Annotated in this window: 20 protein-coding genes and 1 pseudogene; 10 read left to right on the top strand and 11 right to left on the bottom strand. The window is 41.1% G+C overall.

Annotated elements, in window-relative coordinates; genetic code table 11:
* Window positions 1-2: 2 nt before the first annotated feature.
* The 4 genes from AC4MC0_RS16055 to lptF form a co-directional block, all read right to left on the bottom strand.
* The gene (locus AC4MC0_RS16055; protein ID WP_335999467.1) at window positions 3-1,178 is read right to left on the bottom strand and encodes a S41 family peptidase; all 1,176 of its coding nucleotides are present in this window, start codon (window positions 1,176-1,178) and stop codon (window positions 3-5) included.
* An 18-nt stretch (window positions 1,179-1,196) separates the two neighbouring features.
* Window positions 1,197-2,744, bottom strand: coding sequence for a 2,3-bisphosphoglycerate-independent phosphoglycerate mutase (gpmI, locus tag AC4MC0_RS16060; RefSeq protein ID WP_279043183.1), 1,548 nt, complete (start codon window positions 2,742-2,744; stop codon window positions 1,197-1,199).
* A gap of 123 nt (window positions 2,745-2,867) precedes the next feature.
* Window positions 2,868-3,938 carry an LPS export ABC transporter permease LptG gene (lptG, locus tag AC4MC0_RS16065; RefSeq protein WP_131229848.1) on the bottom strand — a complete coding sequence of 357 codons (1,071 nt, stop codon included), beginning with the start codon at window positions 3,936-3,938 and terminating at the stop codon, window positions 2,868-2,870.
* Window positions 3,939-3,940: 2 nt separating this feature from the next.
* Window positions 3,941-5,041, bottom strand: coding sequence for an LPS export ABC transporter permease LptF (gene lptF / locus AC4MC0_RS16070; RefSeq protein ID WP_010325691.1), 1,101 nt, complete (start codon window positions 5,039-5,041; stop codon window positions 3,941-3,943).
* 158 nt (window positions 5,042-5,199) lie between these two features.
* Here lptF and AC4MC0_RS16075 point away from each other — a divergent pair, with 158 nt between their 5' ends.
* The 3 genes from AC4MC0_RS16075 to blhA are packed head-to-tail and all read left to right on the top strand — an operon-like array spanning window position 5,200 to window position 7,715.
* Window positions 5,200-6,648 carry a leucyl aminopeptidase gene (locus AC4MC0_RS16075; RefSeq protein ID WP_335999472.1) on the top strand — a complete coding sequence of 483 codons (1,449 nt, stop codon included), beginning with the start codon at window positions 5,200-5,202 and terminating at the stop codon, window positions 6,646-6,648.
* A complete protein-coding gene (locus tag AC4MC0_RS16080) occupies window positions 6,641-7,048 on the top strand; it encodes a DNA polymerase III subunit chi (RefSeq protein WP_078425943.1) in 408 nt (135 codons plus the stop codon). Before AC4MC0_RS16075 ends, AC4MC0_RS16080 begins: the two co-directional genes overlap by 8 nt.
* 31 nt (window positions 7,049-7,079) lie before the next feature.
* Entirely contained in the window at window positions 7,080-7,715 is a 636-nt protein-coding gene (gene blhA, locus AC4MC0_RS16085) for a cell division protein BlhA (protein WP_335999475.1), read from the top strand.
* A gap of 85 nt (window positions 7,716-7,800) precedes the next feature.
* On the opposite strand, the gene AC4MC0_RS16090 is transcribed toward blhA, so the two are convergent.
* From AC4MC0_RS16090 to glnK, 7 genes are all read right to left on the bottom strand, one after another.
* Window positions 7,801-8,349, bottom strand: a complete 549-nt coding sequence (locus tag AC4MC0_RS16090) for a VTT domain-containing protein (RefSeq protein ID WP_004692848.1) — start codon at window positions 8,347-8,349, stop codon at window positions 7,801-7,803.
* Between the two features lie 145 nt (window positions 8,350-8,494).
* Entirely contained in the window at window positions 8,495-9,154 is a 660-nt protein-coding gene (locus AC4MC0_RS16095) for a riboflavin synthase (protein ID WP_335999477.1), read from the bottom strand.
* A 23-nt stretch (window positions 9,155-9,177) separates the two neighbouring features.
* Window positions 9,178-10,476 carry a DNA adenine methylase gene (locus AC4MC0_RS16100; protein ID WP_004692850.1) on the bottom strand — a complete coding sequence of 433 codons (1,299 nt, stop codon included), beginning with the start codon at window positions 10,474-10,476 and terminating at the stop codon, window positions 9,178-9,180.
* Complete coding sequence (gene ribD, locus AC4MC0_RS16105) at window positions 10,473-11,576, bottom strand: bifunctional diaminohydroxyphosphoribosylaminopyrimidine deaminase/5-amino-6-(5-phosphoribosylamino)uracil reductase RibD (RefSeq protein WP_335999480.1); 1,104 nt, start codon at window positions 11,574-11,576, stop codon at window positions 10,473-10,475. Before ribD ends, AC4MC0_RS16100 begins: the two co-directional genes overlap by 4 nt.
* A gap of 14 nt (window positions 11,577-11,590) precedes the next feature.
* A complete protein-coding gene (gene nrdR / locus AC4MC0_RS16110) occupies window positions 11,591-12,049 on the bottom strand; it encodes a transcriptional regulator NrdR (RefSeq protein WP_004692852.1) in 459 nt (152 codons plus the stop codon).
* Between the two features lie 151 nt (window positions 12,050-12,200).
* Window positions 12,201-13,604: an ammonium transporter gene (locus tag AC4MC0_RS16115; RefSeq protein ID WP_183174236.1), complete on the bottom strand. Its 1,404-nt coding sequence runs from the start codon at window positions 13,602-13,604 to the stop codon at window positions 12,201-12,203.
* Window positions 13,605-13,663: 59 nt separating this feature from the next.
* The gene (gene glnK / locus AC4MC0_RS16120) at window positions 13,664-14,002 is read right to left on the bottom strand and encodes a P-II family nitrogen regulator (RefSeq protein WP_004281042.1); all 339 of its coding nucleotides are present in this window, start codon (window positions 14,000-14,002) and stop codon (window positions 13,664-13,666) included.
* Between the two features lie 275 nt (window positions 14,003-14,277).
* Here glnK and AC4MC0_RS16125 point away from each other — a divergent pair, with 275 nt between their 5' ends.
* The 7 genes and pseudogenes from AC4MC0_RS16125 to AC4MC0_RS16155 all read left to right on the top strand — a co-directional run bounded on the left by AC4MC0_RS16125 (window position 14,278) and on the right by AC4MC0_RS16155 (window position 21,217).
* Entirely contained in the window at window positions 14,278-14,505 is a 228-nt protein-coding gene (locus tag AC4MC0_RS16125) for an accessory factor UbiK family protein (protein WP_004692854.1), read from the top strand.
* A gap of 65 nt (window positions 14,506-14,570) precedes the next feature.
* Window positions 14,571-15,410, top strand: a pseudogene (locus AC4MC0_RS16130) (YifB family Mg chelatase-like AAA ATPase); the annotation flags it as partial.
* Window positions 15,411-15,666: 256 nt separating this feature from the next.
* Window positions 15,667-16,500 (top strand): vWA domain-containing protein, encoded by an 834-nt coding sequence (locus tag AC4MC0_RS16135; protein WP_068557572.1) that lies wholly within the window; start codon window positions 15,667-15,669, stop codon window positions 16,498-16,500.
* A complete protein-coding gene (locus tag AC4MC0_RS16140) occupies window positions 16,500-17,228 on the top strand; it encodes a hypothetical protein (protein WP_068557570.1) in 729 nt (242 codons plus the stop codon). Before AC4MC0_RS16135 ends, AC4MC0_RS16140 begins: the two co-directional genes overlap by 1 nt.
* Before the next feature lie 9 nt (window positions 17,229-17,237).
* Entirely contained in the window at window positions 17,238-18,956 is a 1,719-nt protein-coding gene (locus AC4MC0_RS16145) for a hypothetical protein (RefSeq protein ID WP_068557568.1), read from the top strand.
* Window positions 18,957-19,037: 81 nt separating this feature from the next.
* Complete coding sequence (locus AC4MC0_RS16150) at window positions 19,038-20,072, top strand: hypothetical protein (protein WP_068557566.1); 1,035 nt, start codon at window positions 19,038-19,040, stop codon at window positions 20,070-20,072.
* 359 nt (window positions 20,073-20,431) lie between these two features.
* Window positions 20,432-21,217, top strand: a complete 786-nt coding sequence (locus AC4MC0_RS16155) for an AcrVA2 family anti-CRISPR protein (protein ID WP_068557564.1) — start codon at window positions 20,432-20,434, stop codon at window positions 21,215-21,217.
* Window positions 21,218-21,445: the final 228 nt, after the last annotated feature.

Genomic DNA, 21,445 nt, shown 5'->3' on the forward strand with positions numbered 1-21,445 from the left:
ACTTAACGACGGTTAATTAGAATCTCTGCCACATGTTCAACATAGCTTTCGTCTTTGAGTTCATGTGGCATTGGATACACTTGATTCGGTGCAATCCCCACCCCTTCAATCATCCGACCACTTGGGGTGTAATAGTGAGATACCGTCATTTGCAAAGCTGCGCCATTCGATAACGTAAATAATTTTTGTACCACACCCTTACCATAACTTTTTTCACCAATCACCCACGCCCGTCCATGCTCCTTCAGCGCAGCGGTAAACACCTCCGCGGCCGATGCAGAACGGTCATTAATCAGAATCCCCACTTTTAAATTTTGAAACTCTAGACTTGGTAAAGCTTGGAACTGCTGATCCCCTTCGGAACGGCTTTGAGTTGAAACAATCACCCCTTGGTTTAAGAATAAATCGGCAGATTCAACTGCGGCAGACAACAGCCCCCCGGGATTATTTCTGAGGTCTATCAAGACCGCTTTTAAACGCGAAGACTGATGCTCTTCAATCAACTGCTGAATTTCATTGGCCGTATCCTGTTGGAACACCCGCACCTTGAGCACCAAAACTTGGTTATTCAACAGTTGCGCCTGAATATCGGTTTCAACCTTTTTGGTTCGAACTAAATTGATCGGCGTTGAATTGGCTTTTAACTGTAGGCTGATGGTACTACCAATCGCACCACTGAGTAATTCATTGACTTGAGCATGGTTGAGCTTGCGTAGCTCTTGATCATCCACTTTAAAAACGGAGATCCCATTTTTTAAGCCCAGTTTGCTGGAATCTGAGTCAGGTTTTAATCCACGAATCAGCCATTGTTGTAAGCGAGAATCAAACTCTAAGCTGAAGTCAACTGAAGCCAAATCCCCTTCGGTATATTGCACCAGTTGTTTATATTCTTGAGGAGATAAATAGCGAGAATAACGGTCTAAGCCACTGACTAAACCTTTAATGGCCTGTTGAAATAGTGCTTCATCACTACGTTCAGCCACATAATTGTCTTTGACTAAACCGTAGATTTGCACAAATTGTTGAATGGATTCAATCGGAACCTCAACATAACCTTGTTCCAATTCATCATCAAAAGCGGGTGCTGCCGCTGTTTTTGCAACAGCCCCCATCGGGTGGATCAGACTCAGACCTAAAGCAATCACTACACCTATTGAAGTCCACGATGCTTTTGCCATTTACCCACCCAAATTGATTTATACGTCTAATGTAATTAAGTTACGACCTTGCATGTCTGCTGGAACAGGAAGATGCATCAAGCTTAACAAGGTTGGTGCGACATCGGCCAGTACGCCCCCCTCAGCAATAGTAGCTTGAGTTGGGCCGACATAGATAAAAGGCACCAATTCTGTCGTATGCTGGGTATGCACCTGACCACTGTGATAATCCTGCATTTGTTCAACATTACCATGGTCAGCCGTAATTAACATATGGCCTTTTTGTGCCATCACCGCCTCATAGACACGGCCTAAGCATAAATCAACAGCTTCCACTGCTTTCACAGCTGCATTAAACACGCCCGTATGACCCACCATATCGCCATTGGCATAGTTCACCACCAATAGATCAAACTCACCAGAGTTAATCGCAGCCACCAATTCATCGGTTACTTCATAGGCGCTCATTTCTGGCTTGAGGTCATAAGTAGCCACATTCGGTGATGGAATCAAAATACGTTTTTCACCCGGATATTCATCTTCACGACCACCACTGAAGAAGAACGTCACATGCGCGTATTTCTCAGTTTCAGCAATACGTAATTGGGTTTTACCAAGGTCTGAAAGATATTCACCAATCGAGTTTTTTAATGCTTCAGGCATATACGCCACAGGTGCATCAATACTGGCTTGGTAGCGTGTCAACATCACAAACTTAGATAGGTTTGGTACAACTTTACGCTCAAAGCCTGCAAAATCTTTTTCAACAAACGCTTTGGTAATTTCACGCGCACGATCCGCACGGAAATTCATAAAGACGATGCTGTCACCATCTTGAACTTTCACGGCATCGCCAATGCGTGTTGCTTTGACAAACTCATCAGATTCGTCTGCGGCATAAGCCAATGCTAAACCTTCAACTGCTGTAGCTGCAGTACGTGTTGCTTCAGACTCTGTGAGTAAACGATAGGCTTGTTCCACACGGTCCCAACGGTTATCTCGATCCATCGCAAAATAACGACCAATCAGACTCACAATACGACCTTGATTTGGATATTGAGCAAACAATGCATCTAATTTTTCTAAAGAAGGCTGTGCACTGCGTGGTGGGGTATCGCGACCATCTAAGAAGGCATGAAGGTATACAGTTGCACCGCGTTTTAACGCAAGTTCAGCCATGGCAACAATATGATCTTCGTGTGAATGCACCCCACCTTCAGACAATAGTCCCATGATGTGCAACGCACCACCCGCGGCTTTGGCTTTTTCAACGGCATCAACCAAAACTTCATGTTTGAAAAAAGCACCCGTACGAATGTCTTTGGTGATTCGGGTAAAGTCTTGATAGAGCACACGACCTGCGCCCAAGTTCATATGGCCCACTTCAGAATTGCCCATTTGGCCATCTGGCAAGCCCACGTCTTCACCAGAACCTGAAATTAAGCTATGCGGATGCTTTGCTTCAATCGCTGTTAAATTCGGTCGATTCGCTGCTAAAAATGCATTGTCTTCGATCGCTTCACGGTGTCCCACACCATCCATAATGACCAGTACGTGAGGGATTTTGCCAGCAGTTGCATCCGCCATAATAAGCACTCTTTTTTTGTCTACAAATTCATCGCTCTATCTTACCGAATTTTCGGTCAAGACTCTATGCAGGCATGATGGTTTAACACCATCATCCGCATTGTTTTCTTCAATATCGTACAGTTATCGCGCACGTTGTAATAAATAACCACCTGCGACAAACATCAGTAAAATCGGCACAAAAACGAACCATGCGGGTGAAGGTGAATAAACCAAACTTGCATAACCCAAGAAGTCTTGCAGGTAAAAGAAACCTAGGCCTGTAAACAGTGCAATCACCAAACGAAAGCCCATCGATTGTTGGCGCAGTGGGCCAAAAATAAAGGAACAGGCAATCAACACCAAAGCAATCAAGGCAAATGGAGACGCCACTTTCTGCCAAAAAGCCAACTGATAAGTTTTAGGCACTTGGCTGTATTCATGCATATAGCTCATGAAACTGACCAATTGACTCGGTGAAAGGTCTTCAGGGTCAATCGTCACCATGTGCACATATTTCGGCTGCAGTGCCAGTGCCAAAGGCATTTCAGCGGCCTTTTGTGCCGTAGCATTGCCTGTTGGCAGCAAATCAACTTGGGCAGTATTTTCTAAAATCCAACGACCATCTTGCACAAACTGACCTTGCTCAGCATTTAAAACGCCTTTCAAACGAGCATTATTGTCAAAGTCGACCACTTGCACATTTTTCAGCTGACCTTGAGAGTTGGCATAATCGACATAAATAAAACGCTGCCCTTCTCGTGTCCAGTAACCACGTACTTCACCAAGTTCAGCCGCAGTTCGATGGCTTTTCACACCTTTGGCTTGCTCATTGGTATAAGGAATCACCCATTCACTTAAAGCGAATGACAGTACCACCAAAATTAAAGCCGAACGAATCACCCAGCCGACGATTCGCCAGAGACTCACCCCCACCGAGCGCATCACAATCAGTTCACTGTTTGAAGCCAAAGTGCCCAGTCCCAGTACCGAGCCAATTAACGCGGCAATCGGTAGAATCTCATAGAGATATTGCGGTGCTCCCCACAGTACGTAACGTAAAGCATCCCAAGCGCCATAACCTTCTTTAAGGGAGCCTAGCTCACCCAAGTAGGTAAACAAAATTTGCAAGACCGATAAAATAGCGGTAGCACCCAGCATCGCCATCGCGGTGGTTTTGGTCACATGTTTTGCGACTATACGACGTGCGAACATGATTAAGACCCCGCTCGTTGTAATGTTTTCTTAATTTTCGGGGCCAGCTTTTGTTTACGCGAAAACAAAGCCGCTGCTATCGCATAGATCACCAAGATCATTGGATAAGCCCAAATCCCCATTTCTTCTTTACTGACTCGGGTTTTAATGGCCATCAACGCCACGATTAAACTGGCAAAAATAAGCAATGCAGGGAACAGCTTTAAGTAACGGCCTTGGCGTGGACTCACTTCAGATAAAGCCACAGCGAGGAGCAACGCCACTACAATGGCAAACGGTACAAAAATACGCCAGCCCAACTCACTCGCCACGACAGGATCATTACGATTATCCCAAAGTTTCATGGTGGACAATGCTTCAACATCGGCACTTTCAAACTTTGCTTCTTTATCATTTTCTAAACGTAGGCGATAAGACTGAAACTCGGCTTGGCTATAACGCGGCTGCCCCGGATAGATTTCATAACGGCGACCTTGCACCAAATCCACCACATTGGCTGGATCATTTTCAATTTCAACCCGCGTGGCTTCTTTGGCCAAAATCATCACATCAGGCTTACCTTCTGCTTCAGCGCGTTGATAGAAGAAGATATCTTTGAGGTTTTTACGGTCTTCGGATAAGTCACCCGCATAAATGGTATAAGGCCCCGATGAAATAAACTCTTTGGGTCGAACCAAATCAAAACCAGTACGCACCGCCTGACTAGTGGTGAGCTGCTCAAACTGACGGACACCCCACGGCGCCATCCAAAGCATCAGCACGGCTTGAACGGCAAGAAACACCACGGTCATAGGAATCAGCAGTCGCCCCAATTGGTTACGACTGACGCCACTGCCATTGAGTACTGCCATTTCATGATCGACATACAAACGACCAAAAACCAGCATCAGCCCAATAAAAAAGCCTAGAGGAAGAATCAGCGTTAAAAATTCAGGCAAACGATAGCCAATAATGCTAAATAAAATACCTGCATCTAAGCGACCCTGCGCGGCTACGCCAAAATACTTGATCAAACGACCGCCCATCATGATCAAGGTCAATAAGGCGATCACAACCAAGGATGTCGACACCACTTGTTTGACCAGATAACGCCGAATAATCAAATTAATTCTTCCAAAAATAGGTGAATAAAAACTAGCGCTAGTTTACCCGAATAGTGAAAATATAAAACCTGTACTCTTGTTGCACTTTGCAACTCTATTCATGTTAATGTTTCAGTGGTTTAATCATTTTCAAACTTTATAAGGCTTAAATAAAACTTATGAAACTCTCTATTAATACGTCATTCACAGAGAATACGTCTAGCCAATTTTTGTTGATATTAGTAGATTCTGAAAACACGCAACACCTTGCAAATGCTTATCAAATTAATGATTTAAACAACTTAATTGAAGCGACTCAGTTTAAAGCTGCGTTCAATGAAACCTTGAGCCTCATTGGTCAAATTCCAACAAGCCCCAATGCAGCCTTGGTCGGTGTCGGTAAAGCAGCTGAATTACACGCGGCAAAGCTGGTGAAAATTGCTCAAACCATTATTAAAGCTTCACAAAAAAAATTCAAACATATCAGCCTTGACCTTTCAGCCCTTCCAGCTGAGCTCCATTATTTATTTGCCCTCAGTTTGACGCAAGCGGCATATGCATTTGATGAATTCAAATCAAAAAAAGCCGACAAAGTGCTTGAACAGATCTGCCTGATTGCCGCTGAGTCGCCGCTGAATGCTGCACAACTTAAACTGATTGAAGCCGTGCAATCAGGTCAAAGCTTTGCTCGTGACTTAGGCAACCGTCCGGGCAATATCTGTTTCCCTGAATATTTGGCAGAGCAAGCCTTAGAACTGGCAGCTCAATATCCTGACCTACTCCGTGTTAATGTGCTTGATGAGCAGCAAATGGCGGATCTGGGCATGCATTCCTTCCTTGCGGTGAGCAAAGGTTCAGACCGCCCAGGCCGTATTATTACCCTTGAGTATCAAGCTGAACGTACTGAAGCCCCAGTGGTCTTGGTCGGTAAAGGAATCACCTTTGATACAGGTGGCATTTCATTGAAGCCGGGTGCTGGTATGGATGAAATGAAATACGACATGTGTGGTGCAGCATCGGTTCTAGGGACGCTCCGTGCCCTGTGTGAATCACGTTTAGCCATTCATGTCGTAGGTACGATTGCGGCAGCTGAAAATATGCCGTCAGGTAAGGCTACGCGTCCAGGTGACATCGTGAGCACCATGAGTGGTCAAACCGTTGAAATTTTAAATACCGATGCAGAAGGTCGTTTGGTGCTGTGCGATACATTGACCTATGTGAAGCGCTTTAACCCTGAACTGGTCATTGATATTGCAACCTTAACGGGCGCCTGTGTCGTGGCACTCGGTTCAGTCTTAACGGGTATGTTTACCCCAGATGACAAACTGGCGGCCGAACTATCTGAAGCAGGTCAAAATAGCTTTGACCGCGTCTGGCGCATGCCTGTGATTGATGACTATCAAGAACAGTTAGACTCTCCATTTGCCGATATTGCCAACATTGGCGGGCCTAAAGCTGGTGCTGTGACTGCGGCTTGCTTCTTGCAACGCTTCACCCGTGATTACCGCTGGGCGCATTTGGACATCGCAGGTACAGCATGGAACTCGGGTGCCAATAAAGGGGCAACCGGTCGTCCAGTACCCTTATTGATGCAATTCTTAGCTCATCGTGCGCAGTCTAATGGCTAATATTAGCTTTTATCTGTTTGAACAAAGTCCTGAACGACAAGTCGAAAGTGCTTGTCGTTTATGTCGAAAAATCTTGCGTCAGCCAGAGCGAATCTGGTTGTATGCAAGCGACACTGAACTACAACAGCAACTAGATGAACGTTTGTGGAGTTTTGATGACACGAGCTTTATTCCGCATGGCATTGATCAAATCGATGCGCGCATTTGTATCTCAGCCCAACTGCCTGAGCAATCCGATTGGATTGTGTTCAATTTTAACGATCAAGCTCTTGAACAGTTCGAAAAATTTAGCCACATTATAGAAATTATTGAAAATAACGAATCGGCCAAACAACAAGGTCGTGAAAAATTTAAACAATATAGACGTCTCGGGGTTGAAGCTCGAACCTTCAAGCTTTAAATGATTCCCCGTCTAAATAAGGAGATGCGTAGTGGCATTGAATGTTGGTCCAGATTTTAAACAGCGCTGGTTAAATGTACCTGATGCTGTTCGTCAGGCCTTTATTGATGACCTGAGTCGCGTCTGCGATGTACTCAAACCTGAAACAGGTTTACACAGTTGGATTGAACAAGACCAACGTGCTCAAGCTGTCTCGACCCAACGAATTGAACAAGCGTATGCCGATCTGAAAGCACAGCTGATTGAAGAAGCGCGAATTCGTAAACAACAAGCGTTGGAAAAATCACTGGCAGACAAACGCGCAGCTCAGGAAGCTTATGCGGAAAGCCTCAAAAAAGACGAAATCCGTCAGTTCAATGAGCAAACCCAAGCTTTAAATGTGATGCGTCAAAGTGTCGATCAGGAAATTTTGAGCTACACCGCACGCTATGAGAAAACGCCTGAACAAGCTCTGGACTATGCCAAAGGTAAATTTGGCATTGATGACTCAAAAATTTTGTCTGAGTTAGAAAGTGTCCGTTTACGTTTAGAGCTTGAAGCGGAAACCTTAATTGAAGAGTCCGTAGCCAGCTATCGCAGTAAGCTACAAGCCGCGGCTCAAGAGGAAATTGACTATATTCTAAAAAATTCAAACTTTTCTGATGAAGTGGTTTCTAACTCTGCTTAACAGACCTTGACTTCCACTTAAACTCACTTCGGTGAGTTTTTTTATGCCCGCTTGTTTTGCTCGGCTGATGTAGTCTGTCTCGATCTCAAACCAATACATCAACCATAAACGATAAGGTATTACCCACACCATAACCAATCGCCAACAAACTACCAATCCAAATCAGACCACCGGTCACGTTGTACCACATAAAAGTCGCCAAGCTCATATGCCCTGCGCCCGCAGCAAAAGGCGCGAAAGAACGTACAAAAGGAATAAAACGTGCCACTAAAATGGTTTTACCACCATGCTTTAAGAAATATTGATTGGTCTTCATCATATATTCGGGTTTCAGCCAACGCGAATGCTGATGGGCAAATTTAAAGCCCAGCTTCTGACCAGTATAATAATTGACGATATAACCCAATACCGCAGCAATCATCATCAAAATACCCATGGTATGGATATGAATTAAATCCGAGCTGGAACATAAGGCACCAATGGCAATCAGTAAACTGTCACCCGGCAAAAAGAACATAAAAACGAAGCCCGTTTCTGCAAAAATAATCAGAAAAAGAATCGCATAAATCCAAAGGCCGTATTCTGCAAGCAGTACGGGCAATAATTGTTCTAGATGGAGAAAAAAATCAATCATTGTCACCTATCCGTGCAATGAACTGCGTACTATCTTTCATCATACTCAATTGCTTACCTATTCATTTCAAAAGAAAAACTCCCTCATTTTGGGCAAATAGGGAGCTCATCTTTTGTCTATTCTTGCTGCAATCTAAACGATTTTTCTATTTCAAGAAACCATTTTGTGCCAAAAAGTCTAAACTAATTTTAGATTGTGGGGTCGTTTCCGCAGCTTTGTCACCCATCATCAGACGTTCAATGTAGCGTGCTAACACATCCACTTCAAGGTTCACTTGACTCCCTACCTTCCACGTTCCAATGTTGGTTCGTTCAGCCGTATGCGGAATTAAATTGAGGCTTAAAATACGCCCACGCAAATGATTAATGGTTAAACTGATCCCATCAACCGTGATCGAGCCTTTTTCTGCTAAGTAACGTGCAATCTCAGCTGGCGCAGTCACTTCAAAATAAAGCGAACGTGCATCTTCACGCACAACGGTGATTTCACCCACAGCATCAACATGACCTGACACAATGTGTCCACCAAAACGTGTGGTGGGCAACATCGCCTTTTCCACATTTACACGTTGGCCAACTTTCCAGTGGGTCAGTGTGGTTCGGTTTAAACTTTCACGTGAGACATCGGCAGCATACCAGTGCTCACCCCAGTCAATCACTGTGAGGCAAATGCCATTGGTGGCAATCGAGTCACCCAAATGTACATCTGACATATCCAGATCCGTACCAATGCGTAACCGCACATCGCCACCGACATTTTGTACGCTTTCAACTGTGCCCAGACTTTCGATGATCCCTGTAAACATTTCTGATTTCTACCTCTATATTTTTACCACAGCGCCAACTGTGTCGTGACCCCAGATGTATCGACCCCACCCAATTCGGCATAATGATACAACTGCCCAAGCAACTGACGAATTGGCGGACCTGACTTGGCATGGGTATCAGTGATCACAATAAACTCTAACACACGCGCACGCTCAGACTGACGCTGTTTACTCACGCGATAACGCGGTACATCCTGCGTTAATAAAGTCACGCGACCTCGCTCCAAATTGGCTTTGAGCAAGTCCCCCGCTTCAATATTACCATCGGTTGAATAACTGGTCAGAATGTAACGTGCATTGATGGTGGACAGTAATTTCTCGTATGCTTCTTTAGCATACTTTGACGAGTTATAAGGACTCGGACGCTCTTTGCGCCACGCACGGTCAATTCCGCTTTTAAAGCCTTTGGTGTCTGGTGTCGGCAAATCCACCTGATCCCATAGTGTTAAAGCATTTAAAACATGATAGTTACTGCTGTAGGCATGTTGGTTATAGGGTGGATCTAGATAAGCTACATCGACCTCAAAACTGCTCATTTGATTTGCCAAATGCTGTGCATCGACACACCACATTTCAGCCATCGGATTCTTTTGCTTATTATCACCCACTTCACTAAAACGACTTGGAGTTAACCACAACAAGGATTCAATCCGCTCTAGCGCTGTTTGGGTTTTACCGCCCCAACCGTGGTGGAAACTTTTAAAGACGCCGGAAGTATTGCTGACAAAACTGGCTGAATAAAGTAAAGGTGCCAGTAAAGCAGACATCTCTACATCATCGATTGCACCTTGTGCCTGCCATGTGGCAATTTGCTGACGAATCGCATCGATACGCATGCCGTTGCGACGTTTGAAGAACAAACGATCTCGGCTTGGATCATAGATCTCATCATTTCGCGGACACAGATTATGCGTTACCCAGCCCTTAACTTCAGGCAAGCGGTTTAAATAATCAATGGCTTTTTGATAACCACCCAACTCTTTAAATGCAGGCGCTTCGGTACAAGCCAAAATGGCATGGTTCAGCGCATGGCTATACGGTTCCCAGTCATTGGCAATCACGCGATAACCATTTTGACGTGCCAAACGCGAGACCACGCCCGAACCTGCAAAGAAATCAGCAAAAATAGGCGCACGACCATCTGCACGGTTTAAAGTCCCTGTACTCTCAAGCGCTTCTAAAATCAGATGCAACAAACGGCGCTTATTCCCCAAATAAGGAACAAGTTGATGAAATAGATATTCATCGGTGGTACGTGCCGCGTGACGACGTTTATGATAAACCGTAGACTCTGAACTCATAATGACTCTTGAGATGGGATAAGCGTTAAGCGCACATCATCACCCAATTGTGTGACATCCATGAGCTTAAAGCGGAGTTGCTCTGCCATCTGAGAAAACTCAGCATTGAACATTGCACGTGCAGACTGACCCAATAAGGTCGGTGCTACATAACTAATCATTTCATCGACCAACTTCTCTTGTAAAAAAGCCGTCGATAACGTTGCACCTGCTTCAACCATGACATCGTAAATCTGATGCGATTGAACCAACTGCTTTAATAACTGATCTAAAGGCTGAACAGCAAACTGTAGCACGCCTACATCGGCCAATGCTTGGCGATAAGGCCCCATTACCATCACGGTATCCGGCTGCTGTAAAATTTGAGCCGTCAGAGGCAATCGGCCTTGACGGTCTAACACCAGACGTTTTGGTTGTACAACTGTTGTCAGATCCGTAACACGCTGAAGCTGTCTGACATTGAGCTGCGGATCATCGGCCAGCACCGTTTCAATCCCAGTGATCACGACGCCAGAAATGGCACGAAAATGCTGAACATCTAAACGTGCGTCTGAGCCTGTAATCCATTTTGACTCACCCGAAGCCATTGCCGTTCGACCATCTAAACTAGAAGCAACTTTTAAACGTACATAAGGCATGCCAGTAGCCATGGCTTTTAAAAAACCAGCATTCAACTGATGCGCTTCGGTTTGGCAAATACCGACATCAACCTCAATGCCTGCTTCTTTTAAAATTTGTACCCCTTTACCGGCCACCAAGGGGTTGGGGTCTGGACAGGCAATCACAACACGCGCCACACCTGCCTCGACCAAACCTTTGGCACACGGCGGTGTACGCCCATAATGTGCACAAGGTTCTAAAGTGACATAAGCCGTTGCGCCTTGGGTCTGTTCGCCCGCTTCGCGCATCGCAAAAACTTCTGCATGTGGCTGACCCGCTTTAGGGTGATAACCTGTCCCCAGCAACAGCCCATCTTTGACAATGACACAGCCTACATTTGGATTTGGCTTGGTGCTGTATTGACCTTGCAGTGCTAAAGCAATCGCTTGTTTCATCCAAGCTTGGTCGGCGTGTAAAGCACTGGACTGTAATTCAGACATGGATGCCAACTCGCTTAATGTTCACGTTGTTGCATTTGTTCAATTTGGTGACGAAAGGCGTCGACATCTTGAAAGTCTTGATAGACCGATGCAAAACGCACATACGCAACATGATCTAACGAAAATAAAGATTGCATGACAATTTCACCAATGGTACGTGATTTCACATCACGCTCACCTAAACGGCGGATTTGCAGCTGAATATCACTCAAGACGGTTTCAATTTGCTCTTGCGTCACGGGACGTTTTTGTAAAGCATGCATCAAGGAACGACGCAATTTTGCTTCATCAAAAGGTTCACTTTTGCCATCCGACTTGATCACACGAGGCATGACCACTTCATAACTTTCAAAGGTTGTGAATCGTTCACCACAACTAATACATTCACGACGACGACGAATTTGACAACCTTCAGCGGCCAAACGTGAGTCAATCACTTTACTGTCTTCAGCGTTGCAAAATGGACAATGCATAGTGGTTAAATTGAACAAATTTGAATGGTTTTAGAGTGTAGCAAAAATTCGGTGTTTTGTAGAGTTTTACGCTAGATATAGAAAAAAAACAGCCCTTTCGGGCTGTTTCACACAATATATTGATTATACTGTTTATTTATTATTCTATTGATTAGTCCACACGTTCGCCATGTTGGCTCAAGTCTAGGCCCATACGTTCATCATCAGATTCAACGCGAATTCCAATCACTAGATCAATCACTTTTAAGATAATGAAGGTTAATATTGCTGAGTATGCGATCGTTGCCAATACCCCTTCAACTTGAACCCAAAGTTGATGCATTACATCACTTGGTGCTTTGTCGCCCATGATGAAATCGCTTGCAAAGAATGCTGTTAAGATTGCACCGACAATACCACCAACGCCGTGTAAACCAAACGCATCTAAAGAGTCATCGGCTTTTAAAGCACGTTTCAAGGCACTGATACCCCAGAAGCACACCACACCACCGATTAAACCCATCGCCAATGCACCGCCGACAGTCACAAACCCTGCTGCTGGTGTAATCACTACCAGACCAGCAACCGCGCCAGATGCAGCACCAAGTACTGAACCTTTACCACGTGCAACTTTTTCAGTAATTAACCAAGAGATTGCCGCTGCTGCTGCTGCTACTTGAGTCACAAGTAATGCATAACCTGCTGAGCCGTTTGCGCCCAATGCAGAACCACCATTGAAACCAAACCAGCCGACCCACAGTAAGCTTGCACCCACAACGGTTAATGCCAAGTTGTGTGGAGCCATTGATTCACGGCCTAAGCCCATACGTTTGCCGAGCATATATGCAGCAACCAAACCCGCCACACCTGAGTTGATGTGTACAACGGTACCGCCAGCAAAGTCGAGTGCGCCATCATTTGCTAACCAACCACCGCCCCATACCCAGTGAGTAATTGGTGCATAGACCACGACTACCCAAATCGAGATAAAAGCGATAAATGCGCCGAATTTCATCCGTTCTGCAATTGAACCACTAATAATGGCAACTGTAATGATGGCAAAGGTCATTTGGAAAATAACGAATAGAACTTCAGGAATTGTCCCCGTTAACGCATCGGTAGTAATGCCTGTCAACATGAACTTATCTAAACCACCGATAAAGGCATTGCCTTCACCAAATGCTAAAGTATAGCCAATGATAACCCATGCAATACTCACCACTGCTGCAGCAACAAAGCTATGTGCCATAGTGCTTAAAACGTTTTTCTTACGAACCATACCGCCGTAAAATAACGCTAAACCTGGAATGGTCATTAATAAAACTAGTGCTGTGGAGACTAAAATCCACGCCGTATCACCTGTATCTAATGTTGGTTCTTCTTCTGCAGGTGCGGGTGCTTCTACTGGAGCAGCAACGGCTTCAACCGCTTGTACCGCTGGAGCAGCCACATCCGTTGTTTCAACCACTGTGACTTGTTCTGATGAAGTTGGCGCTGTTGCTGCTTCTTCAGCCCAAGCAACAGAACCACCTAAAAGTGCGCCAGATAAGCTCAGCGCGAATAGCATTTTTTTCATTCGTATCCCCCAACCTAATTTGTGCGAGTTATGTGTTACTCAGCAAACTTCATGCCAAATTAAACGGCATCGGCACCTGTTTCACCTGTACGGATACGGATGACTTGCTCTAAATTTGTGACGAAAATTTTACCGTCGCCAATTTTTCCGGTACTAGCCACACGTGTGATTGACTCAATCACCGCGTCGACCATTTCATCACTGATCGCGATTTCGATTTTTACTTTTGGTAAGAAATCAACAACATATTCAGCGCCACGATAAAGTTCAGTATGACCTTTTTGACGACCAAAGCCTTTGACTTCAGTTACCGTGATCCCTTGAACACCAATTTCAGACAGTGCTTCACGCACATCATCCAATTTAAACGGTTTTACAATTGCAGTTACGAGCTTCATGTTTGTTTTCCTTCGGCTTATTTCACCAGTAAGGTTTTATGTTCAAATTTCATGCCAAAAATTCTTAGGTTGGGGGGAAAAGAAAGTCTGACATGAGTTTTCTTTATACCCTATTCTATACATTTAAATGCGTTTTGAGCTTCAAAATTCAGGTTTTTTAGTCGAAGATTTATGATTTTTTTACAATCGATGAAATCATATTTCATCTGAAAGGCTATAGAGTCAGAAGCAGCAATGGTACACTGCTGTCACGTCTCCAACTGTTGGATATAGAAATGATTGAAACTTTATTACAAGCCATACTGGAACAAGTCGAACAACCTAAACAAGACTTAGAACATAATTTACGCGCACTGCTCAATGAAGCAGTCACCAAGATGGATTTGGTTTCCAAAGATGAAATTGAACGTCAACGTACTGCACTGAATAATGCCAATTTGCGTTTAAATGACTTATTGAAACAAGTGGAAGCTTTAGAGTTACGCATTCAGAACAAAAAATGAGCACCTGTTTGGTGCAACAAAAGACGCATAACGAATTAAAATAATGCACTATAATGGAACAAAAGATGTCTTTTGCCAAAATTTACACTCGAGCTTTGCTCGGTTTACACGCACCTTCGGTTGAAGTTGAAGTTCATCTGAGCCAAGGACTACCCTCTTTAACCATTGTGGGGCTTCCTGAAGCAGCCGTTCGGGAAAGTAAAGATCGGGTACGCTCCGCCATTATCAATAGTGGCTTTCAGTTTCCGACTAAACGCCTCACTATCAACCTTGCGCCCGCAGATCTGCCCAAAGACAGCTCACGACTGGATTTGCCTATTGCACTGGGTATTTTAATTGCCTCTGGTCAGCTCCCTGAGCAAGGAACTGAAAATTTTGAATTTATAGGTGAGTTGGCACTTGATGGGCAACTGCGACCAATTTCAGGTACTTTAAGTATTGCGATTGCCTGCCAGCAAGCTGGACATCAACTGATTTTACCTGAGGCCAATGCGCAAGAAGCCTCTCAACTGCCCAATTTTCAAGTATTTGCAGCGCAACATTTAAAACAAGTCTGTGAGCATCTGTCGCAAAACCATCTCATCCAACAGTTTCAACCCACGGCGCTAAAAGCCTCCCAACATTACAAATTTGATTTGGCCGATGTTAAAGGTCAACTACGTCCGAGACGTGCCTTAGAGATTGCGGCAGCAGGTGGTCATTCTTTGCTATTTAAAGGACCGCCAGGAACAGGGAAAACCCTATTGGCTTCACGTTTAGCCAGTATTTTACCCCCCTTGAACACGCAAGAGAATTTGGAAGTGGCGAGTATTTACTCGGTGGCCAATCATCAACATCCTTTTGGGCAGCGGCCATTTCGTGCACCGCACCATACAGCTTCTGCAGTTGCCCTAGTCGGTGGCGGGTGTGAAAATCAGAAATAAATGAAACAAATCAGAAATAGATGAAACAAAATTTTTAATTAGCAAAGTTTAGAACAAAGTTGGTTATAGCAATTTCTGATGATGAAATTTTCTTTATAGAATATATGGTTAAGATAAATAATTAACAAATAAAATTTATTTGTTTAAATCTCTCCGAAAATCACGCTAGAATAATTTTCAAATAAGGTTTCAAAAAACCTATCATGAGTAAATCTAAAAATTTAAAAAAGAGGGAATAATGTCGCACGAAGCTCAAATTAGTAGGACATCTCCAACAGCCTTTTTGTTCTTGGTTGATCAATCAGGTTCTATGATGGATAAGATGTCATCTGGAAAGACTAAAGCAGAATTTGTTTCAGATGTTCTTAATAAAACTCTAATGGACTTAATTACGAGATGTTCTAAATCAGAAGGTATTCGAGATTACTTTGATATTGGTGTTTTAGGATATGGGCATCAAGGCGTAAGTAATGGATTTAGTGGTACTTTAGGCAATCAAGTAATGAACCCTATCTCATTACTAGAACAAAACCCGCTTAGAATCGAAGATCGTAAACGTAAAATGGACGATGGCGCAGGTGGAATACTAGAAGTTGCAGTTAAATTTCCAATGTGGTTTGAGCCAACAGCAAATGGTGGAACACCTATGCGAGCAGCGTTAACAAAAGCTGCTGAAGAATTGGCAAATTGGTGTGATGCCCATCCTGATAGTTATCCACCAACAATCTTACATGTTACGGATGGTGAGTCGAATGATGGTGATCCAGAGGAAATCGCTAATCATCTTGCCCAGATAGGTACAAATGATGGATCTGTATTGATCTATAATTTACATGTAAGTGCATTAAGTAATTCCCCTATCATTTTACCTTCTAGTGAGCATGTTTTGCCCGATGCATATTCTAAAATGTTATTTAGAATGTCTAGCGAGTTACCAGTTCATCTTGTCGGTTATGCACAAGATAAAGGCTTTAAGGTGAGTGGAGAATCACGGGGCTTTATTTTTAATGCAGAAGCTTCTGATATTGTTGATTTCTTTGACATTGGTACGAGAGCTTCTCAATTACGCTAATGAAAATAATTTTTCAAGGAACTCACCCAAAAGAAATTGGACAAGAAAAAGCAAATGAGGATTCTTTTGCTTTTTCTGAAGATTTAACCAAGTTCATTCTATGTGATGGGGCTAGCGAATCATATAATTCTCAATTGTGGGCCAAAATTATTTGTAACTCTTTCATTAATGATGATGATATTGATGAAAACTGGTTAAATGATGCAGTGAAAAAGTATGTCTCAGAGCATGACTTTAATACTATGAGTTGGTCTCAATTATCTGCTTACCAACGTGGTAGTTTTTCTACGTTTACTAGCATTAGCGTTGATTCAATAAATAAAAAAATTATTACGAGATTGTTTGGCGATAGTTTTATATTTTTCTTTAAAAAAATTAAAGGTAACTATGAATATTTTCCAACCTTTAATATTCCAGATTTTCATTTAAACCCAACTCTACTGTCTACAAAAATTGAGTTAAATAAAGGTATTGATTTAAACAAGGTAAATAGTAAACATTATTTAGAGATACCAATTTTAAAAAATGATGAACCTATAATTGCAATCTGCGCAACAGATGCTCTAGCTGATTGGTTTTGTAGAGCTATGTCAATTATTAATCACAATAAATTGGTTAATATATTTTTGACTATAAATGATAGGAAATTCAATAAATTGGTTAATTTCAGTCGTAACAGAGGAAGTTTAAAAGTGGATGATACTACTTTGGTTATTCTAGAGATATGATATACAGTTATGAGCTATCCATCTTTTGAAAAATATAATGAGGCATTTCAGCTCCATAGCAAATTATTAAATGACCCAGAATTAGCAAAAGGTATTGTCAAAAAGACAGGGCTTGGTGTTCCTTTAGCTATTAGTGGTGGATTTGCTTTAACTTATACAATTGAGTGCATTTCAAAAAAATATGCCGTAAGGTGTTTTCATAAAGAGTCTAAATCTCTAGAACTACGTTATCTTGAAATTTCTAAAAAAATCAAAAATCTCTCTTCTGCTTTTTTCCTAGATTTTGAATTTCAGCCTAAAGGTATTGTAGTAGATGGTCATGCGTATCCTATTATTAAAATGGCATGGGCTGTCGGAACTACACTTGGTGAATTTTTTGAAGATAATTATGATAATCAAGAATATATAGTCAATTTATCTGATGCCTTAATAAAGCTATCAGAATATTTAGAGAGTAATTCAATTGCTCATGGTGATATACAAACTGGTAATTTAATGATCTCAAATGCAGGATCTTCAATCCAATTAATCGATTACGATGGAATGTATATCGATTCTTTAGCACAGTTGGGTAGTTCTGAATTAGGTCATATCAATTTCCAACATCCTTATAGAGCCAAAATAAATCCTTATAATAATAAGATAGATAGATTCTCCTTGATATTATTATGGTTAGCATGCAAAGCATTGGAAACGGATTCTAAAATTTGGGATAAAACACAGTCAGATATGGATTCTGTGATATTTCGTTCGACAGATTTTACTAATCCAAACTCATCTCAAACATTTGCATTGCTAAGTTCATATCCAAGTTTAAAGGAACATACTAAAAATTTTGCAGCAATATGCAGCACTAATAAATTAGAAAATATACCAAGTTTAAGTGATTTCATTAAAGGATTAAATATTCCTAGCTTAAGCAATATCAATATTGTTTCTAAGAATGTTAGTCGTGCTGTAGTTGTTAATGAATATATTAGTCCCTACCCTATTATCTCAGCTTTGGATTACAATGCTTGTTTAAAGCAGACTGGTAATCAGGTTGAAGTTATCGGTAAAGTTGTAAGTATAAAGAGTAGTCGTGCTAGGAATGGTAAGCCTTATATCTTCATAAACTTTGGAGACTGGCGAGGGAATATATTCAAAATTACAATTTGGAGTGAGGGGTTAGCTATCATTGCTAACAAGCCAGATAGCTCTTGGATTGGAAAATGGTTAAGTATTAAAGGTTTAATGGAATCACCTTATCGAAATGAAAAATTTAAATGCTCTTCCATATCTATTACTGTATCAAAAAAAGGTCAATTGTTTACAATAAATGAGGTTGAAGCAAAAAAACGATTAGCCGCTAAACAACAATCTGTTTCTGTAAGTAATTTCTCACAAAAAGTATCCAACCAAGATATTTTAGCTAAAATAGCTGGACAAAAGCCTTCTACGAAAAACAGTCAACCAATAGGCTCTATTCCACCAAATACTACTAACTCATCTAACCAAGCTATTTTAAATAAAATTCATGCTACAACTAGCAATACTGGCAACTTGTCAAATCAGAGACAAAATATTTCACCACCTAAAGCTCAACAGAGTACCGCCAACCACAATATGTTAGGAAATCAAAAAAACATTCCAAAAAATAGAACGAGAAATCCTATTAACATAGATCAGGTAATTAAATGGACTGTCGCAATTATAATTATCTTAGCAATTCTAAAAACTTGTAGTTAAGCCCATGATATTTATTACTTATTAGCTATTTTTTTGAATCAGAGATAGATGAGACAAAAATCTACTTGGATAAATCAGTGAATGCAACAGAAACTTCAACTCCCTTTTCCATTTATTAATTATGAACGAGACCACTTTCCTTATAATTTTGAAAAACTGAAACTAGGCACATCCTATATCGTTTGGTGGTATGGGGGTATTTTAAGAGAACAATCTCATAAATCTATACGGGTTTTCTATCAGGTCATTCTTCGTGAAGTTAAAAAGACTGAAAATGAACTTATTTTTGGAGAGTACATAACTGAAAACTTACCAATCGATCCATATCTCACTTATTTTAATCTGAATCATATATTCCAGATAAGTGAAACTCATACTGCTACAATTAATAGTTCGATTACTTCCACAGTTTTTTCTCTAATAACTTCTTTTAATGAATCGAATTGGTGCATTATTGATGTTAATGAACAAAAACTTATAAATCCAGATATTCAATCTTTTCTTGAAGCATATCCCCTTCCCCCTGATGTTAGGGATAACAGTAAGCTCTTACAACTAACACTAAAAAACAATCAGAAATTATTTCTAAATAATATAGATTTTCTTGCCCAAAGTTATAAGCAAGTTGAATGTCTTATGCTCTATCCTTATGAGTCACCACATCCTTCAGTTGATACAATAAAAAATTTATTGATTAAATCCAGAAAAATACCTACATCTGATAAGAATTGGCAAGTTTTTACAGAATTTGAATCAGATTGTGTCTTCTTAGGACATTTGAAATATGATCCTTACACTCAAAAAGTAATAAAAAAATTAACAAATCAAAGAATTAAAGCATGGTTAAATACAAAATCAGGTGAAGCATCTTCTGTTTTTTATCCTTCTATTCAACCTTGGTATACAGATAATGAAGTCGAGATAAAAGTAAAAGGATTCTTATGTAATGGAAATATCATTGGACTAAATATTCTCCATATTTCAGACCCAAAAGGGTCGACTATTGAGTGGTATGGTACTACACGAAAGATTGGCAAAGCTTCTACCTCAATAGCCCGTATAGTACATGGAGAACTATTACTAAATAAACAGCTAACCCTGCCTTTCGATGATTAGAATTATTATTTTAGCATCTTAATTTCATTGGGATGAGTTATGTTATTGTTTCTTCCAAGGATCAGCTGTTTCTGGTTTAGACTCACTGAATCACCACTAATTTTGTAGACACCATTAAGTTAGATAATGGACTGCCACCACTCTCCTAGACAATCATTACAAACATATTGATATTTCAATAGACAAATGGAATTTACAGGCTCAGAAACCTATAATTACCGTCTAAACAAAGAAATACAATTAACTAGTAAAATACTAGCTACATCATAGCTAGATTAATGTTTTTATATTTTCAGATCGTATGTGACTATTGATATACTCTATCATAATTTATCTACAAAGCTTTTATAAGGAGTTAAATGAATACAAACTATTGTGCTGAGTTAATTGACTCTCTTACACATAAACATCATGTTAATTCCACCTTATATTGTGCTGAGATAAACCAAGCAATTAAATTTAGACTTCCCGATAACGGTAGGATTTGCGAAGTTAAAGCTCAAGATAATTGGGAAACAACATTTCAACCTTACATCCCTATTTTGAAACTACCATTTGATACTCTTTGTCTTGAGTTAAAATTACAATTTGAAAGTCCAAAAAATAACGAAGATTGTGAAACAATCCCAGCTGTGATTTTATGCAAACAATTAGATGAAGGAATTGGTTTCTATCCTTTTCTAGGTCCACATACAAATGGCAATTCAGCATGGATTTGTTATACAGAAAAGCCTTGCTTGCTTAGGGGGCAATGGGGTGAAAACCCATCACTACAAGTAGGCCCTAAAGAGCAGGGACAGTCAGAATTTATTTCGATAATTATGAAGGTTATTTTGAGCTTTTTAGCTGCACTAAATTGCTCAAATGCAGAGTCAGTTGATGATATTTTACCACCTGAAAAACTAAACAAATCAAGAATCAAAAAGGGGAAAACGCCGTTCTTTAGTTATAAAGTTCTCACTATTAACTCACAAAAAGGCAACGCACCTTCCAATTCAAACTCAAAAGGAAGCCACAGTTCACCAAGAATACATTTACGCCGTGGGCATATCAGAAAACTAGAATCCAAAACAGTGTGGGTCAATGCATGTGTTGTCGGAGATAAAAAAAAGGGGGCGGTTAATAAAGACTACCAAGTTATCTAAACAGTCGTTAAGCAAAGTAATCCTAGTGTATAAACCCAAATTAAATTAGCCCAACTTAATCAATGAAAACATATTAAAGTGTCAAAGTTAAGTGAGAATGTGTGTCCAAGTAATTGTTGATTTTGCACTATACCAGTAAAACCAAATAGCAATAAAGATTTACCAATTAATTTGAACGCTATCTAGCTGTTCAAAAAATTCATCATCAATATCAAATATGAGATCGTG

The sequence above is a fragment of the Acinetobacter sp. CAU_H_S139_7 genome, from assembly GCF_058599305.1.

Excerpts from the sequence above, each read along its gene's own strand:
- AC4MC0_RS16055 (WP_335999467.1), bottom strand. The coding sequence starts at position 1,178 with ATGGCAAAAGCATCGTGGACTTCAATAGGTGTAGTGATTGCTTTAGGT.
- gpmI (WP_279043183.1), bottom strand. The coding sequence starts at position 2,744 with ATGGCGGATGCAACTGCTGGCAAAATCCCTCACGTACTGGTCATTATG.
- lptG (WP_131229848.1), bottom strand. The coding sequence starts at position 3,938 with ATGTTCGCACGTCGTATAGTCGCAAAACATGTGACCAAAACCACCGCG.
- AC4MC0_RS16075 (WP_335999472.1), top strand. The coding sequence starts at position 5,200 with ATGAAACTCTCTATTAATACGTCATTCACAGAGAATACGTCTAGCCAA.
- AC4MC0_RS16080 (WP_078425943.1), top strand. The coding sequence starts at position 6,641 with ATGGCTAATATTAGCTTTTATCTGTTTGAACAAAGTCCTGAACGACAA.
- AC4MC0_RS16090 (WP_004692848.1), bottom strand. The coding sequence starts at position 8,349 with ATGATTGATTTTTTTCTCCATCTAGAACAATTATTGCCCGTACTGCTT.
- AC4MC0_RS16095 (WP_335999477.1), bottom strand. The coding sequence starts at position 9,154 with ATGTTTACAGGGATCATCGAAAGTCTGGGCACAGTTGAAAGCGTACAA.
- AC4MC0_RS16100 (WP_004692850.1), bottom strand. The coding sequence starts at position 10,476 with ATGAGTTCAGAGTCTACGGTTTATCATAAACGTCGTCACGCGGCACGT.
- ribD (WP_335999480.1), bottom strand. The coding sequence starts at position 11,576 with ATGTCTGAATTACAGTCCAGTGCTTTACACGCCGACCAAGCTTGGATG.
- nrdR (WP_004692852.1), bottom strand. The coding sequence starts at position 12,049 with ATGCATTGTCCATTTTGCAACGCTGAAGACAGTAAAGTGATTGACTCA.
- AC4MC0_RS16115 (WP_183174236.1), bottom strand. The coding sequence starts at position 13,604 with ATGAAAAAAATGCTATTCGCGCTGAGCTTATCTGGCGCACTTTTAGGT.
- glnK (WP_004281042.1), bottom strand. The coding sequence starts at position 14,002 with ATGAAGCTCGTAACTGCAATTGTAAAACCGTTTAAATTGGATGATGTG.
- AC4MC0_RS16125 (WP_004692854.1), top strand. The coding sequence starts at position 14,278 with ATGATTGAAACTTTATTACAAGCCATACTGGAACAAGTCGAACAACCT.
- AC4MC0_RS16135 (WP_068557572.1), top strand. The coding sequence starts at position 15,667 with ATGTCGCACGAAGCTCAAATTAGTAGGACATCTCCAACAGCCTTTTTG.
- AC4MC0_RS16140 (WP_068557570.1), top strand. The coding sequence starts at position 16,500 with ATGAAAATAATTTTTCAAGGAACTCACCCAAAAGAAATTGGACAAGAA.
- AC4MC0_RS16145 (WP_068557568.1), top strand. The coding sequence starts at position 17,238 with ATGAGCTATCCATCTTTTGAAAAATATAATGAGGCATTTCAGCTCCAT.
- AC4MC0_RS16150 (WP_068557566.1), top strand. The coding sequence starts at position 19,038 with ATGCAACAGAAACTTCAACTCCCTTTTCCATTTATTAATTATGAACGA.
- AC4MC0_RS16155 (WP_068557564.1), top strand. The coding sequence starts at position 20,432 with ATGAATACAAACTATTGTGCTGAGTTAATTGACTCTCTTACACATAAA.